Source organism: Bradyrhizobium zhengyangense, from assembly GCF_022012435.1.
GTDB classification, from domain to species: Bacteria; Pseudomonadota; Alphaproteobacteria; order Rhizobiales; family Xanthobacteraceae; genus Bradyrhizobium; species Bradyrhizobium zhengyangense.
The window spans coordinates 59,545-75,130 of record NZ_JAKLUA010000002.1 but is presented as its reverse complement, the minus strand read 5'-3'; the positions used below and the strand labels follow the sequence as shown (position 1 = coordinate 75,130).

Sequence of the window (15,586 nt, the reverse complement as noted above, 5' to 3'; positions counted from 1 at the left end):
CTCTCCTCAGTGAACAGGCACGGCACCGGGCGGTGGTACCTCTTCGTAATCGGGGATCGATTCGATCCGGCCGAGCACCACGACATAGAAGAAGATGCCGATCAACAGCACCACGCCGGCGATCATGAAGGCACCGGCAAAGGATTGGGTCCAGTCCACCACGATGCCTGTGACGATCGGCGCGAGCACACCCATCATGTTGTTGGTGAAGTTAACAATGCCGCCGACACTTCCCGCACCGCCCTTAGGCGCGATCAGCGACACGATCGAGGAGCCGACGGGCGCTGCGGCCGACAGGCCGGAGATCGCGATCGACAACCACAGCAGCGCCCAGCCCGGCCTCACGGTGAACGCGGCGCCAATCACGGCGAGCCCCATCAGCATACCGACAATGATCACCGACTGGCGCACCCGCGTCGAGTCGTAGCCGCGCGCGATCAGATGATCGACCAGGAAGCCGCCGATCAACAGGTCCGACAAGGTCGCGAAGATCCAGGGGATGGTCGAATAGCCCGCGGCCGACATCAGGTTCATGTGCATGGTCTGGGCGAGATAGCCCGGCAGCCACGTGAGGAAGAGATAGAAAGTGTAGCCATAGGCGGAGAAGCCGATGGTCAGGCCCCAGACCTTGCGGTTTCGCAGGAGGTAGCCGAGCATGCGGCTCTGCCCCGCTGCAGCCGGGCCTTCCGGCGTTCCGCCGCCGGCGACGATGTAGTCATGCTCCGCCTTGGAGAGCTTCGGATCCTCGCTCGGATTGCGGTAGATGATGTAGTAGGCGATGAAATAGAGGAAGCTCAGCACCGCCGTGACGCCAAAACCCCAGCGCCAGCCGTAGAGAAAGATCACAAAGGCGACCAACGGCACGCCGATCACGTTGGAGAACTTTGCGGCGGAATCGAAGATCGCGGTCGAGCGCGCGCGTTCGTCGAGCGGAAACCAGTGGCCGGTCGCCTTCTGGCTGGCCGGAAACGCCGGCGCTTCCGCGACGCCGAGCAACAGGCGAGCGCCAGCGATGCCCCAGAGCCCGCTGGCGAGTGCGGTGATGGTGGCAGCGATGGCCCAGAGAAAGCTCGAGGCGCGGCCGACCATGGTGACGCCGAAGCGATCGAGCACCATGCCGCCGGGGACTTGCAGCAGCGAATAGGTCCAGAAGAACGCGCTGCCGAGCAAGCCGATGTCGGTGGCTGTGAGGCCGAGCTCCTTGGTGAGCTCCGGCGTCGCGGCCGAGAGGCCGACGCGATCGATGTAGTTGATGAGAATTCCAACGCCGAGGAGACAACCGATCAGCCAGCGTCGTCCAGGTACCTGTTGGGTTGCCTTCGCCATTTCGAATCCTCGCTTGGACACGCAGGATCGCGTCTTCCGCCCCGACATGGGACCGAGAGAACCTCGCCGCGCCTGCAATCACAATGTCTCTTATAGTGGACAATATTATCTTATAGCGACACGTTAGATATTGCAGCGGCATGATGTCAAGCCCGGACATTCTAGTCCCGCTCGGCACGACGCGCATGCGCCGTGACGCGTTTCATTGGAACGCGCGACGACGACTCTCGAAAACGATGCGGATAAATCAGTCAGCGACGCTGACGGTCGGCTGAGTTCAGGAACGATCCGAGAGTTCCGTTGCGGTGGCGACCAGATCGTCGAGCAGCGCGGTCCTGCGCTCCTTCACCGAGTCAGCGGGAACGACGAAGCAAAGCGTCGCGGCCGCGACACCCTTCTTGTCGCGGATCGGCGCAGCAAGGCACGACGTAAAGCGATCGGACAGCGCCGTCGTCACGCATTTGCCGTCGCGCCGCGCGCGTGCGACGTCCTTGATGAAATCATCGACGTCGAGCACGCGGCCATCAGGAAGACGAAAATCCTCTTTCGGCACGAACGCGCGAATCTCCGCCGGGCTCATGTGATCCAGCAGCAACCGGCCGGATGCCGTCCAGGGCAGCGGCACCTCGATGCCGACGTCCGTCGTGATCCGGAACAGGCCCGACCCGTCACGCGTGTCGACCACCACATATTTGCGGCCGCGCAGCGCGCAGAGCTGCGCGGTGGCACTGTGCTGGGTCGCGAGACGATCGAGCGCCTCGCGGCAGCGGCGATGCAGCGGATTGGCGTCCGCATAGGCGCGCCCGTAGAGATGCACCGCCTTGCCGAAATAGACCTGGCCGCCCTCGCCGACGCTCTCGAGCAGGTCCGCCTCGATCAGGCGATTCGCAATGGCATAGACGGTCGATCGCGGCGCGCCCATTTGTTTGGCGAGGTCGCTGAGCTTGGAGGGCGCGCGCAAATGCAGCAGCGCTTCCAGGAGATCGATGGTCCGATCAATCCCGTTCTGGCGTTCCGCGGGCGAGGCGCCCTTCTTCGATGCGGCCAAACTTCACAATCCTTCGTCAGCTTCGGTTTCCGGTTTTGCCACAAACCGCGCCAACGGTATAGCGCGTCCGCCTTTGCGCATTCGGAATTCAGCTTCAATATTATCCAGTTCACAAAGCTGCAGCCGCTCAGCGACTGTTTTGCCGCAAGCGTGATCAACGCCCCTTCAAACCTGTGGTAGCATCTCCTCGTTAAGCTCTATTGGCGTGCAATTGTTTTGAGCACCATGGCAGGTTGTGATTTCAACACTGCCCGTGCCGAATTCGGCCAGCAACGATCGCATTGCTTGCGTTCAACCTGCCGGACAACTGACCCAATTTATTTGCGCGCAGGCGAGGTCAAGCGTCTGCAAGCCACAGCACCTTGAACTGCGGAATTTTCTCGAAGCCGCGCCTGCGCAAAACCAGAAGCGATCGCGAGACATTCAGTTTTAAGGAGTAGCAACATGGCCCTCAGCAGCACCAGCTTGACTGATATTGGACAAGGCGCCGGCAAGACCACCAATTTCTGGATACGATACGAGAATTCGCTGCCCGATCAGGCCAACGTCATCAACAACGCCAATTCCCTGCTCGGCAACATCAGTCCCTCGCTGAGCGTCATCGAGAACGAGTTCAACGTCACCACCGGCTGGTTCGGCACGCCCTCCTCTCAGTTCGGCACCGGCGCGCGGCAAGAGGTCCGCCTCGATCAGGCCGACTCTGCCCTTTCGGGTGGAGGCTTCTCCTTTCCCGGCGCCAGCAACAACGGCGTCGGCAATCCGATCAGCCTCGACTCGCAAAACCTGATGAGTGACGCGCCGCTGCCGGCGCAGCGCGTCGGCATGGTGTTCATTGCCGAGTGGGTCGAGGTGCTGATGGGCATCCGCGGCAACTGGAACGCCGGCGACAGCAGCGGCGAAGGCTTGTCGCATTGGTCGGCCATCACCCGCTTCCAGCAAGGCCATGACAATTACTACGGATCGTTCGTCGCGAACTGGCTGAACGGCGACGGCAACCCCAATCAGGGAACGATCCTGCCGAATCCGGCGCGCGGCGACTGGGTCACCACGACCTACACCGGCTCGACCGTGAGCGACGGCACGTTCGTCCACGGCGACGGCGATCCCGTCAGCTACGGCTGTGCGCTCGGCTTCATCTACTACCTCAACGTCCAGCTCGGCTTCAGCATCAACCAGATCATCGCGAACTACAATTCCAACCTCGCCAGCATCTATCACGCCCTGACCAGCGACAATTCCAATCCGTTCCCGATCTTCCTCGGTCTCGTCGAGAGCGTCTATCCACCCGGAGCGACCGCGTCGATTTCCGGTCCCAACCGAAACAATCCCTTCCCGATCGCCCGCGTCTCCTTCGGTGCCGGCAAGAACACGTTCGGCAAGGACGAGACGCAGGACATCATCAACACGCAAGGAGGCTACGTTCCCAACGCCTTCACGATCTTCATCGAGGGTTTCAGCAAGAACTCGTTCCTGTTGCTCGGCATCACGGTCGGAAGTTTTGGCGGCTCGTTCCCAGGCCTCCCCGGCGTGGCGATCACGCCCAGTCCTACCGGCGTGCAGTTCGAGAGCGGCATCAACGACTTCACGCCGCAGCGTATCGAGATTCCCTACGATCTGCATATCGACACGCCGTTGCTGGGGCAGTTCCCCGCAAGCAACGAGACCGAATTCGACCTCACGGTCTCGCTGAACGCCTCTGCGACCGGACAGGTCAGCGGCTCGCAGGCCACGATGCAGTTCGAGCTGATCGCCGGCGCCGATCCTTACTTCACCAATTTGAACGCGGACCACAGCAACCTGCCCTATCTCAGCCAGGACCTGCGCGTCTTCACGGTCACCCCGGCGCTCAACGCGACGCCGATCCCCGGCGTGCCTGCGCTCGCAGACAGCGTCTCCGGCGCCTACACTTACATCCAGAACCTGCTGTCGCGCTGGAATTCCGCGGCCAACGGCTTCACCAATCCGAACGGTCCCGATCCGTTCACGACGATCCTGCCCGATCAGGGCGACGCCAACCAGGGCGACTCGTCCGTGAACCCGTTCACCGTGCAGATCAGCGGCACGTTCCCGCCCAATATCAGCATCGACAACAATTACAGCTTCGCCGTCGCGCGCGTGCGGCTGCGCGGCTCCGGGGGATCGCAGGCCAGCAATGTTCGGGTCTTCTTCAGGCTGTTTACCACCCAGACCAATGACACCGACTATGACGTCAACGGCGCCTACCTCTCCAACAATGATGCCGCCGGCAAGCCGGGGTCACCGAAGCTGGGCGCCGGCAACACCTCGATTCCGTTCTTCGCAACCAACAATTTTTCGAGCCAGACCGACTATTCGACCGGCCCCAACATTCAGCCGCTGACGATCCCCGACCATCAGGATCAGCTCTGGGCATATTACGGCTGCTTCCTCAATCTCTACGACAGTGGCAACGTCATCAACGGCGCGCAGGTGCAGACCTATCTGAACGGCACGCACCACTGCATCGTCGCCCAGATCGCCTTCGACGACGCGCCGATCCCCCAAGGCGTCTCGCCGCTGTCCTGGGACCAGCTGGCGCAGCGCAATCTCCAGGTCACGCGCTCCGACAATCCGGGCCCCGCGGCCGCGCATCGCATTCCGCAGACGTTTGACACGAAGCCAGGCCGCGTCGTCCGTCCGCCGCATGGGCCGAACACGATCTATCCGGACGAATTGATGATCGAATGGGGCAACGTCCCGACCGGCTCGGTCGCCTCGCTCTACTGGCCGCAGGTGCATGCCAGCGAGGTGCTGGCGCTCGCCAAGGCCTTCTACGGCGTCTCGCCGCTCGGCATGAGCGATGCCAATACGATCCGGATTCCGATCACACGCGGCGTCAGCTATGTGCCGATTCCGCCGGGCACCGGCGAAAATTTCGCCGGCCTCATTACCATCGACCTTCCCCAGGGCGTTCGCAGCGGACAGGTGTTCGACGTGACGGTCAAACGGCTCGGCACGCGCATCGGCAAGCCGCTGCCGCCGCCACCTCCACCTCCGCCGCCCGGCCCCAAGCTGCAGACCGCGCCGGCATTGCTGCATGCCGACGGCAAGACGGCACAGGTGGGAACCGCCAAGGGCAGCTCCAAACCCCATCGCACGCGGCCAACGGAGGTGGAGCGGCTGACGCAATGGCGCTACGTCGTCGGCACGTTCCAGATCCGCATTCCCGTGACCACGGGCGACAAGATCCTCCCCGCTGAAGAGACGACGCTTGCGATCATGAAATGGCGGCTGGAGCAGATGTCACCGTCCAATCGCTGGCACCCGGTGCTGGTACGTTACATCAAATACATCTCCGACCGCGTCGACGGCCTCGGCGGCAATGCGAGCGCCGTGCCGCCTTCGCTGACCTTCGTGCCGCCCTTGCCGAAGCGGCCGCATGAACCGGAGCGAGAGCGTTGCGGTAAGGTCTGCGAGGTTCTGTACGACTGTCACGGCGAGTTCACCGGCTTCATTCTCGAAGATTGCTGCGAGACGCATGTGTTCCACAGCCGAGCCAGAAACGTCGGCAGTCTTGCCGTGGAAGCCTGTCGCTACGGATTGACACTGTGCGTCTGGGTCGACGGCAAGGACCGCGAGAAGATCCGCAAGCTCGCGATCAAGGCTTAGAGCTGGGGCGACGACGCGATCCCGGTCGATAGGATCGCATGATCGTGAGAACGCAAGCTAACTCGAGAGAAAGCGCCGCGCACAAGGGCTCACACCTTTGGCGCGGCGCCGCCAGATCAGGACCCCTGCATGTAGCGAACGGGATTGTCGGGATCCGCTTCGAAGATGCCGGCAACCTCTGCGAACAGGATCGATACGGCACCCTGCTTGAGATCGTCGAACCGCTCGAAACTGAAGTTGTTGCCGCCCATGCGCAATTCGCCCAGCTTGCCGGCATAGCGGGATACGACCGGCGCGCCCTGCCTGGTTACCGTCACGTACACGCTGATGTAGTTCTTCTGGAGCGCAACACCGATCACCGGCCAGTCCGTGCTTTTTCCAGACTTGATGGCGTAGCGAAACTTGCCATAGCCGATCATCTTCATGCGCATGCCCGCCTCGCCCGCCGGCGTTCCCTGATGGAAATGGCGCTTGAGCGCTGGCGCGACCGAGACGATGAGCTTGTGCAACGCGGTCAGATCGCGCTTTCGCTCGGGATCGAAATCGAGATAGGCCTGCAATGTATCGGCGGTGACGCGGAACATGTGAGCCTCGACCGGTGGTTGGGTAGGCTACCCCCGCGCCTTGCTCCAGTCCGGAGCAACCGCGCCCGAGACGCCTTCGAAGGCGCCGTCGACGAGCTCGAACACCAGGACACGCGCGGCATCGACCGGGCCCGGCATGGTGACGCGGCCCTTAGGGACCAGCTTGAAGCCCACACGGCTGTAATAGGGCTCGTCGCCGACCAGCAGCACGATGCGATGACCCTTGTCCCTGGCCTCGTTCAACGCCCGGTCCATCAGCCTGCGGCCGATGCCGCGGCTGCGGAACGGCGGCTCGACGGTGAGCGGCCCGAGGAGCAGCGCCGGCGTCTCGCCGACCGTCACAGGCAATTGCCTGACGGAGCCGACCAGCAGCGTGCCGATGCGGGCGGTGAAGGAGACGTCGAGCAGGTGCTCGACATGCTCGCGGATGCGATAGGCGCTGAGAACGAAACGGCCGGGGCCGAAGGTGCGTTCGTGCAGCCGCTCGATCGCCTGGGCGTCGCCTGGAGCTTCGGGACGGATCGTGATTGAGAGATCGTTCATATTACGTTGCGGGATAGCATCTGCGCCTGTTGAGGTCCATGGGCGTCGCGCCCAACTTCAGTCGCTTTTCAGCGCCGGCTGGGACAAATAGGCCAGCATCTTCATCTCCCGCCGGCCGCGCGTCACGGTATCGAGCACGAGCCCGGACGAGACCGACAGCATCGCCATGATCATCAGGCCCATCGACAGGATGGCAGTCGGAAAGCGTGGCACCAGTCCGGTCTCGATGAAAGTGATGACGATCGGGATCGCGAGGATGATCGCGACCAACGCCAGCAGGATTCCGATCACCGTGAAGAAGCGCAGCGGCCGCTCCGAGCGGTAGAGCTTGAGCATGGTGCCGAGAATGCGAAAGCCGTCGCGCCAGGTGTTGAGCTTCGAGAATGAGCCCTCGGGGCGGGCGTAATAGGGTGTCTCGACCTCGGCCACCGGCAGCGACAATTCCAGCGCGTAGACCGCAAGCTCGGTCTCGATCTCGAAACCGTCGGAGAGCACAGGGAAGGATTTGACGAAGCGGCGCGAAAAAACGCGGTAGCCGGACAGGATGTCCTTGAACTCCTGTCCGAAGGTGGATGACAGGAAGCCGGTCAGCATGCGGTTGCCGGTGCGATGGCCGAGACGGTAGGCCGCCTGCGACTGGTCGATGCGGAGCCCGACCACCATGTCGAGATGCCCGTCGAGCAGCTTGTCGATCATATTGGGGGCGCTTGGCGCGTCGTAGGTGGCATCGCCGTCGACCAGCACGTAGATGTCGGCCTCGACGTCGGCGAACATACGGCGCACGACGTGGCCCTTGCCCTGCCGCCGCTCGCTACGGACGATCGCACCGGCCTCACGCGCGACGGAAGCGGTGCGGTCGCGTGAGTTGTTGTCGTAGACATAGATCTCCGCGGCAGGCAGCGCGCTGCGGAAATTGGCGACGACGGTCGCGACCGCCGCCTCCTCGTTGTAGCAGGGCACCAGCACGGCGATGCGAGGTTGGGCCGATGTCATTGCGGTATCGCTCCGAGACTGGCCGGCTCATGCCGAGCCGATGCAGCCTCAGGCACAGCGGCAGGCTGCAGCAGCCGGGCAAACGACAGCGTCCACAGCGACAGCATCGCAATCGGCACGACATAGTACGGCGTGAAGATCGGATGGCTCATGAAGAAGCCGAGATTGACGACGAGGTTGCCGGAAACGACGAGCGCGGCCTGTCGCATATGCCCCTCGCCGGCCCGCAGCAGCCAGAGTGTCGCGCCGATCGCGAGCACGATCAGCACGAACTGCATGTCGCGCAAATACTGGCCGAACACGGCAAGATCGAAAGCGGGCGCGACCACGTCGGCGCTGCCATAGGTCGTCGCCAGCGCGCTGCCGGCGTTGATCGCCTGCGCGACCAGCGTCGGCGCCATACCGACTAGCACGCCCGCACCGAAGGCAAGGCCCTGCACGAACGTTGCGAGGGAGCGCGTCCACAAAAAGGGAATGCCGAGAAACAGGAAATAGCCGGCAGCGAGCAGCGCGTTCGGCAGCCTGAAATTGACTGATACGCCGAGCAGGAGACCTATCAACGCGACCAGCAGAACGCTGCGTTTGTCTCTGCTCAGCCAAACCGCGGTCAGGAAACCGGCAACAGCGCACACGGCCATGGTCGGCGCGATCGAATAGCTCGCCTTCGCCGGGTTGATCATGAGATAGACGGCAAGCGCGCCGAACAAGCCTGCGCCGACGACGGACGGCAGCGTCCGCGCCAGACCGATGCCTGCTAGCGCGAGGCCGCACACGACCAGGCTCGCGGCAATGTAGAGCGGCACCACCTGATGGCCTTCCGGAAACAGCGCCAGCAGGAAGCCCGTGCCCGGCGGATATTGCAGCACGATCTTGCCGCCCCGCATCGGATTGTGGCAGGGCCAGCGGAGCTGATCCTTCCACTCGGGAAAGGCGATCTCCTTCATCTTGCCTTCGAAGTAGCGATCGTCGTCCTTCACCACGTTGGTGTCGAGCCCGCCGGCGCCGAAGCGCTGAAACAGATGTGCCTGCCTGAGATAGCAGATGTCGTCATAGACCCCGCGCGCCTCGCTCCAGCGCGACATTGTCCAAATGTTGCTGGCGAGGATCGCGAGGCAGATCAGGCCGAAGACGAGTTTTGCAGCTTTCATCAGTTTTCCGTGGCGTCCGTACGGACCCCTACTAGCATAGCCCGCCCTCACCGCCACGTCGTCATCACGGGCTTGCCATCGAGCACTTCCGCGATCCGCAGCCGCGTGCCGGGCGTTACCCCCTCCGGTAGCGCGGCGGCGTCGAAGAAGCCGCATTCGATGATCTCGCGGTTGGGCTCGGGCAACCGGTCCTGCCGGAAATGCCTGACGACGTAGACCGCGACATGGTCGCGGCGGGAGACATGGCTGTTCAGGAAGATGCCATGCAGCAGGGCCTCTCCGGTCACGTCGATGTCGCCCTCCTCCTTGAGCTCGCGGCGCATCGCCTGTTCCATGGTCTCGCCAAAGTCGACGCCGCCGCCAGGCAGATACCAGCCGGAGACGTAGCTGTGCTTGACCAGAAACACCCTGTTGTCGGCATCGAGCACCACGGCGCGAACGCCCAGCGTCATGCCACGGACCACCAGGAAATAGGCGTGGAAGAACCGCCGCAGCAGCGGCTCGAATTTCCGTCGGACCCGGTACAGACGCTCTCCCATCAGTCTCTCAGGCTTCCCTCTCTCAGGCTTCCCTTGCACGTTGCAGGCGACCTTGCCATTACAGCATATGAATAGCGAGGCAATCGCGCGCGATGGCATCTTTCATGGCACCCTTCACGCTCGCCCATCTGTCCGACCCGCATCTGCCGCCGCTGCCGAAGCCGCGGCTGACCGAGCTCGCCGGCAAGCGCGTGCTCGGCTACGTCAACTGGACGCGCAACCGCCATAAATACCAGCGCCGCGAGGTGCTCGACGCGCTGGTTGCCGATGTGCAGGCGCAGGCGCCGGACCATATCGCGGTGACCGGCGATCTCGTCAACCTGGCGATGGAGGCGGAATTCGCACCGGCGCGCGCCTGGCTCGACAGCGTCGGCCCGCCCGACCGCGTCACCACAATTCCCGGCAATCACGATGCCTATGTCCGCGCGACCTATCACCGCTTCGGCGAGACCTTTGCGCCTTATCTCGCGGACGACGAGGGCCGCGTTGGCTTTCCCGGCGTGCGCCGGCGCGGGCCGGTTGCGCTGATCAGCCTCTCCAGCGCCGTGCCGACGCTGCCCTTGATGGCGACGGGCACGCTCGGGCGCGATCAGCTCGCCAATCTCGAACAGGTGCTCGTGCAGCTCGCGGCCGAAGACGTCTTCCGCGTGTTGCTGGTGCATCACCCCCTGAAGTCCGACGCGCGCCAGAAGCGGCTGACGGATTCGGTCGCGCTGCTGGCGCTGCTGAAGCGCCGGGGTGTCGAACTGATCCTGCACGGGCACGACCACATTCATTCGACGATGTGGTTCGAAGGCCCCAACGGCAAGATTCCCGCGATTGGCGTGCCATCGGCCTCCGCGCTCGCGCACGGGCGCTATCCCGCGGCGGCCTACAATTTGTTTGCGATCGAGAAGGACAATGCCGGCTGGCGCTGCGAGCAGATCGTGCGGAGCATCGATCATGGCCTGCAGATCCGGGAGATCAAACGCACGCGGGTGGTGTAGCTGGCTGTCATTCCCCGGAATGACGGTGGATAAAACTACCAGCTCCGCAACACCGCGAGCACGGCGACACCGAACAGCGCGGCGGCCCCGAGGATGAAGCCGAACAGGAACGGCCAGACGCGCGAGCGGCGCGGCGGCTGCTCCGCAACTTCTTCCTTGGGCTCTGGCGGCACCACCATCGCATGCTCGCGCTCGATCATGCGGCGGGCGACGTAGTCGGTCACGGCGTCCACGATCACGGCGGTGTCGTGCGATTCGGCGAGCACGATGCGGCCGAACCGGGTGTCCTGGACGAAGCGGTATTGCCGCTTGTCGCGTCCCATCATGATATGGGCAACGACGTCGACCCAGAGTCTCGGCGTATCACCCTGGCTGATGCCGCGGTCGAACAGATCGATCCTGTCAGGCACCTGGGCGAACAGCGGATCGAGCGCGTCGTTGAGGATCTCGAGCCGGGCCACCTCGGCGTCCCTGAGATCGACGACCACGCCGGTCCGATCGGCAGCCTCGATCCGCGCGCGCAACAGCGCATCGCGCAGCCGCACCGGGCGCGGCTGGCCGGGATTGATACCGCTGGTCTCGGGCTCTGACATTGTCGTCCTCGTCCTCAACTCTCCCCATTAACCTATCAGCAACCAACACCCCCGCAAAGGGTCCATTATTCCAGATACTTACGGTGCCCACAGGCCGCTGATGTGTGCCAAAAACAGACGATCCCACCCGGCTTGCGCCGGATGGGACCCTCCGTCCTTGGACGTCTTCTTAGAGTTTATCAGCCAGCCGTCAGGCCGAGACCCGGGACGGCTCTTCCACGATCGAGAAACGGACGCCGGCCTTGTGGCGGTTCTCTTCCGAAACCGAGCGCCAGGCGTCTTCGGCTTCCTTGCGGGTCTTGAACGGACCCTGCACCTGGGCCGAGCCTTCGACGAGCTTGTGGAAGTTCATCGAGCCGAACTCGCCGCCGATCACCCAGAAATTGCTGCCTTTGGTCATTGTCAGTCTCCTGTCGAGGTGCGTTAGCCGAACTGGTTCATGGTGTTGTGGGCGCCGCCCGCCTTCAGGGCCGCTTCGCCCGCAAAGTATTCCTTGTGGTCGTCGCCGATGTCGGAGCCGGCCATGTTCTGGTGCTTGGCGCAGGCGATGCCCTGACGGATCTCCTGGCGCTGCACGTTCTTGACGTAGCCGAGCATGCCCTGCTCGCCGAAATACTCGCGTGCGAGGTTGTCGGTGGACAGCGCGGCCGTGTGGTAGGTCGGCAGCGTGATCAGGTGATGGAAGATGCCGGCGCGCTTGGCCGAATCCGCCTGGAAGGTGCGGATGCGCTCGTCGGCTTCGATCGCCAGCGGCGTATCGTCATATTCCGGCTTCATCAGCTCGGCGCGGCTGTACTTGCTGACATCCTTGCCGGCTTCCTTCATCGCGTCGTAGACCTGCTGACGGAAGTTGATGGTCCAGTTGAACGACGGCGAGTTGTTGTAGGCGAGCTTGGCGTTCGGGATGACCTCGCGGATGCGGTCGACCATCTTGGCGATCTGCTCGATATGCGGCTTCTCGGTCTCGATCCACAACAGGTCAGCGCCGTTCTGGAGCGAGGTGATGCTGTCGAGCACGCAGCGGTCCTCGCCCGTACCGGCACGGAACTGGTAGAGGTTCGAGGGCAGCCGCTTCGGACGCATCATCTTGCCGTTGCGGTTGATGATGACGTCGCCGTTCCTGGCATTCGCCGCCGTGACTTCCTCACAGTCGAGGAAGCTGTTGTACTGGTCGCCGATGTCGCCGGGCTTGTGGCTGACAGCGATCTGCTGCGTCAGGCCGGCACCGAGCGAGTCGGTGCGGGTGACGATGATGCCGTCTTCGACGCCGAGCTCGAGGAAGGCGTGGCGGCAGGCGCGGATCTTGGCGATGAACACCTCGTGCGGCACGGTGACCTTGCCGTCCTGGTGACCGCACTGCTTCTCGTCCGAGACCTGGTTCTCGATCTGCAGCGCACAGGCGCCCGCTTCGATCATCTTCTTGGCGAGCAGATAGGTCGCCTCGGCGTTGCCGAAGCCGGCGTCGATGTCGGCGATGACGGGAACGACGTGGGTCTGGAAGTTGTCGATCTTCGCGATCAGCTCCTTCTCGCGCGTGGTGTCGCCTTCCTTGCGCGCCTTGTCCAGGCTGCGGAAGATGTCGTTGAGCTCGCGGGAATCCGCCTGACGGAGGAAGGTGTAGAGCTCCTCGATCAGCGCCGGCACCGAGGTCTTCTCATGCATCGACTGGTCGGGCAGCGGACCGAACTCGGAGCGCAGCGCCGCGATCATCCAGCCGGACAGGTACAGATATTTGCGATCGGTCCTGCCGCCGAAGTGCTTCTTGATCGAGATCAGCTTCTGCTGGGCGATGAAGCCGTGCCAGCACCCCAGCGACTGGGTGTACTTGGTCGGATCGTTGTCATAGGCCGCCATGTCGGCCCGCATCAGCGCCGCGGTGTAGCGGGCGACGTCGAGGCCGGTCTTGAAACGGTTCTGCAGGCGCATGCGCGCGACGGCCTCGGCCGTCACCCCGTTCCAGGTCGGCTGGGTCTGGAGGAGCGCCTGGGCCGCATCGATCTCGCTCTGATACGAGGCCGGGCCCTGAAGGGTGCTGATGCCGCGGGGCTGGTAATTCATGTGCCTTATCCTTCTCGACGGATGACAAAACGAAGTGCTTCGTCATCGACATTTTTGACAATGCATTGCGAAATGCGTGTCACGAGATAAACGCGAGAAAGAGAAGTTCGTACAGGGGTCTTGTATTTGAATGGTGATGTCATGTAACATCAGAACATGTAATAGATGTTATTTTGTAAATCTTGTAAATTATAGGTCAGGAAGGCTGACCTTGATGCCTCTGGAGGCCTGAAAATGCCCGCTGAGCCCGGGAAAAAGCTGTTCGTCGGCCCCCGCTTCCGGCGGATCCGGCAACAATTGGGACTGTCCCAGACCCAGATCGCCGAGGGGCTCGGGATCTCGCCGAGCTATGTCAACCTGATCGAACGGAACCAGCGCCCGGTGACGGCGCAGATCCTGCTGCGGCTGGCCGAGACCTACGACCTCGACTTGCGCGACCTCGCCACCGCCGACGAGGACCGCTTCTTCGCCGAGTTGAACGAGATCTTTTCCGATCCGCTGTTCCGCCAGATCGACGTGCCCAAGCAGGAGCTGCGCGACCTCGCCGAGCTCTGCCCCGGCGTCACCCATGCACTGCAACGGCTCTATGCCGCCTATACCGAGGCGCGCCAGGGCGAGACGCTGGCGGCCGCGCAAATGGCCGACCGCGACGTCGGCACGCGCTATGAGGCCAATCCGGTCGAGCGCGTGCGCGAGCTGATCGAGGCCAATCGCAACTATTTTCCGGAGCTCGAGCAGGCCGCGGAAAACCTGCGCGACGAATTGAATGTGCCGGCCGAGGGGCTCTATGCCGCGCTTGTGGAGCGCCTGCGGGAAAAGCATTCGATCCAGACCCGCATCATGCCTGTCGACGTAATGCGCGAGACGCTCCGCCGTTTCGACCGCCACCGCCGCCAGTTGCTGATCTCGGAGCTGGTCGATCCGCCCGGCCGCGCCTTCCAGCTCGCCTTTCAGCTGGGCCTGGGCGAATGCGCGCAAGCCCTGGAGACCATCATCGGCCGCGCCGGTCCGCTCGACGATGCGCCGCGGCGGCTGTTCCGCATCACGCTCGGCAATTACTTTGCGGCCGCCGTGATGATGCCGTATCCGGCGTTCCTCGCCGCGGCCGAAGCACTGAACTACGACATTCACGTGCTGGCGCAGCGCTTCAATTCCGGCTTCGAGCAGGTCTGCCATCGCCTCACCACCTTGCAGCGGCCGAACGCGCGCGGCATTCCGTTCTTCCTCCTGCGTGTCGACAATGCCGGCAACGTCTCCAAGCGCTTCTCGTCCGGCACGTTCCCGTTCTCGAAATTCGGCGGCACCTGTCCTTTGTGGAACGTGCACTCGACCTTCGACACGCCGGATCGCCTGCTCAAGCAGGTGATCGAGCTCTCCGACGGCACGCGCTATTTCTCGATCGCGCAGATGGTGCGCCGTCCCGTCGCGCCGCACCCGCTGCCACAGCCGCGCTTCGCCATCGGCCTCGGCTGCGAGATCCGTCATGCGTCACGCCTGGTCTATGCAGCCGGCATGGATCTGGAGAAAACGGAAGGCACACCCATCGGCGTCAACTGCCGCCTCTGCGAGCGCGAAAACTGCGCCCAGCGCGCCGAGCCGCCGATCACGCGCACGCTGATTTTGGACGAGACGACGAGAAGGGTATCGAGCTTCGCGTTCTCGAATGCAAGGGAGTTGTGAAGCTCAACTGTCATGCCCCGCGAAAGCGGGGGCATCCAGTACGCCGCGGCGCCTCGGTTCAACCACCACCGTCTCGGCGTACTGGATCGTCAAGCCGGGCGATGACAGTTGAGCGCGAGGCGAGCGCGAACCGCCACCCTCACGCCAGCGTATGCACGATCACCGGCCCGGCCGCGGCGCTCGCGTGCCCGGCGAGCAGCGAGCCCAGATCCTTCTCGATCCAGGCGATCGCGCGCTTGTTGGCCTCCTCGGCCTGCTCGAATTTGTCGAAGATGGAGATCGCGGTCACGGTGTCGTCGCCGGCATAGACCACGTAATAGGCCCTGAAGCCGTCGACGTCGCTGATGATCGGAACGGCACCGTCCTTGATGCGGCGAGCAAGCTCCTCGGCGCTTCCGCTCTTGGCCTTGGCCTGACGGATGGCGGCATACATGGCATCCTCCCTTCCGGGTATTGCTGTG

Annotated in this window: 14 protein-coding genes; 3 read left to right on the top strand and 11 right to left on the bottom strand. The window is 63.4% G+C overall.

Annotated elements, in window-relative coordinates; genetic code table 11:
* Positions 1–6: 6 nt before the first annotated feature.
* Positions 7–1,326: an MFS transporter gene (locus L6637_RS08735; protein WP_237870118.1), complete on the bottom strand. Its 1,320-nt coding sequence runs from the start codon at positions 1,324–1,326 to the stop codon at positions 7–9.
* A 277-nt stretch (positions 1,327–1,603) separates the two neighbouring features.
* Positions 1,604–2,374, bottom strand: coding sequence for an IclR family transcriptional regulator (locus L6637_RS08730; protein WP_237866450.1), 771 nt, complete (start codon positions 2,372–2,374; stop codon positions 1,604–1,606).
* A 444-nt stretch (positions 2,375–2,818) separates the two neighbouring features.
* On the opposite strand from L6637_RS08730, the gene L6637_RS08725 reads away from it, so the two are divergent.
* A complete protein-coding gene (locus L6637_RS08725) occupies positions 2,819–6,001 on the top strand; it encodes a hypothetical protein (RefSeq protein ID WP_237870116.1) in 3,183 nt (1,060 codons plus the stop codon).
* Between the two features lie 116 nt (positions 6,002–6,117).
* Here the strand turns inward: L6637_RS08725 and L6637_RS08720 are convergent, their stop codons facing one another.
* Genes L6637_RS08720 through L6637_RS08700 form a run of 5 tightly spaced genes read right to left on the bottom strand, consistent with a single transcriptional unit; the run spans position 6,118 to position 9,808 of the window.
* Positions 6,118–6,585 carry a DUF1801 domain-containing protein gene (locus tag L6637_RS08720; RefSeq protein ID WP_237870114.1) on the bottom strand — a complete coding sequence of 156 codons (468 nt, stop codon included), beginning with the start codon at positions 6,583–6,585 and terminating at the stop codon, positions 6,118–6,120.
* Positions 6,586–6,612: 27 nt separating this feature from the next.
* Complete coding sequence (locus L6637_RS08715; protein WP_237870112.1) at positions 6,613–7,128, bottom strand: GNAT family N-acetyltransferase; 516 nt, start codon at positions 7,126–7,128, stop codon at positions 6,613–6,615.
* A 57-nt stretch (positions 7,129–7,185) separates the two neighbouring features.
* Positions 7,186–8,121 (bottom strand): glycosyltransferase family 2 protein, encoded by a 936-nt coding sequence (locus L6637_RS08710; RefSeq protein ID WP_237870110.1) that lies wholly within the window; start codon positions 8,119–8,121, stop codon positions 7,186–7,188.
* Positions 8,118–9,269, bottom strand: a complete 1,152-nt coding sequence (locus L6637_RS08705) for a hypothetical protein (RefSeq protein WP_237870108.1) — start codon at positions 9,267–9,269, stop codon at positions 8,118–8,120. Before L6637_RS08705 ends, L6637_RS08710 begins: the two co-directional genes overlap by 4 nt.
* A 47-nt stretch (positions 9,270–9,316) precedes the next feature.
* Entirely contained in the window at positions 9,317–9,808 is a 492-nt protein-coding gene (locus L6637_RS08700) for an NUDIX domain-containing protein (protein WP_237870106.1), read from the bottom strand.
* Positions 9,809–9,912: 104 nt separating this feature from the next.
* Between L6637_RS08700 and L6637_RS08695 the strand changes: the two genes are divergently transcribed.
* The gene (locus tag L6637_RS08695) at positions 9,913–10,794 is read left to right on the top strand and encodes a metallophosphoesterase family protein (RefSeq protein ID WP_237870688.1); all 882 of its coding nucleotides are present in this window, start codon (positions 9,913–9,915) and stop codon (positions 10,792–10,794) included.
* Between the two features lie 35 nt (positions 10,795–10,829).
* Here the strand turns inward: L6637_RS08695 and L6637_RS08690 are convergent, their stop codons facing one another.
* The 3 genes from L6637_RS08690 to L6637_RS08680 form a co-directional block, all read right to left on the bottom strand.
* The gene (locus L6637_RS08690; protein ID WP_237870104.1) at positions 10,830–11,387 is read right to left on the bottom strand and encodes a hypothetical protein; all 558 of its coding nucleotides are present in this window, start codon (positions 11,385–11,387) and stop codon (positions 10,830–10,832) included.
* A gap of 190 nt (positions 11,388–11,577) precedes the next feature.
* Positions 11,578–11,787, bottom strand: a complete 210-nt coding sequence (locus L6637_RS08685) for a DUF4170 domain-containing protein (protein WP_008137787.1) — start codon at positions 11,785–11,787, stop codon at positions 11,578–11,580.
* A gap of 23 nt (positions 11,788–11,810) precedes the next feature.
* The gene (locus L6637_RS08680; RefSeq protein ID WP_237870102.1) at positions 11,811–13,445 is read right to left on the bottom strand and encodes an isocitrate lyase; all 1,635 of its coding nucleotides are present in this window, start codon (positions 13,443–13,445) and stop codon (positions 11,811–11,813) included.
* Positions 13,446–13,679: 234 nt separating this feature from the next.
* Here L6637_RS08680 and L6637_RS08675 point away from each other — a divergent pair, with 234 nt between their 5' ends.
* A complete protein-coding gene (locus L6637_RS08675; protein WP_237870099.1) occupies positions 13,680–15,125 on the top strand; it encodes a helix-turn-helix domain-containing protein in 1,446 nt (481 codons plus the stop codon).
* Positions 15,126–15,264: 139 nt separating this feature from the next.
* Here L6637_RS08675 and L6637_RS08670 read toward each other — a convergent pair whose 3' ends face one another.
* Entirely contained in the window at positions 15,265–15,558 is a 294-nt protein-coding gene (locus L6637_RS08670; protein ID WP_074120044.1) for an antibiotic biosynthesis monooxygenase, read from the bottom strand.
* Between the last annotated feature and the right edge of the window lie 28 nt (positions 15,559–15,586).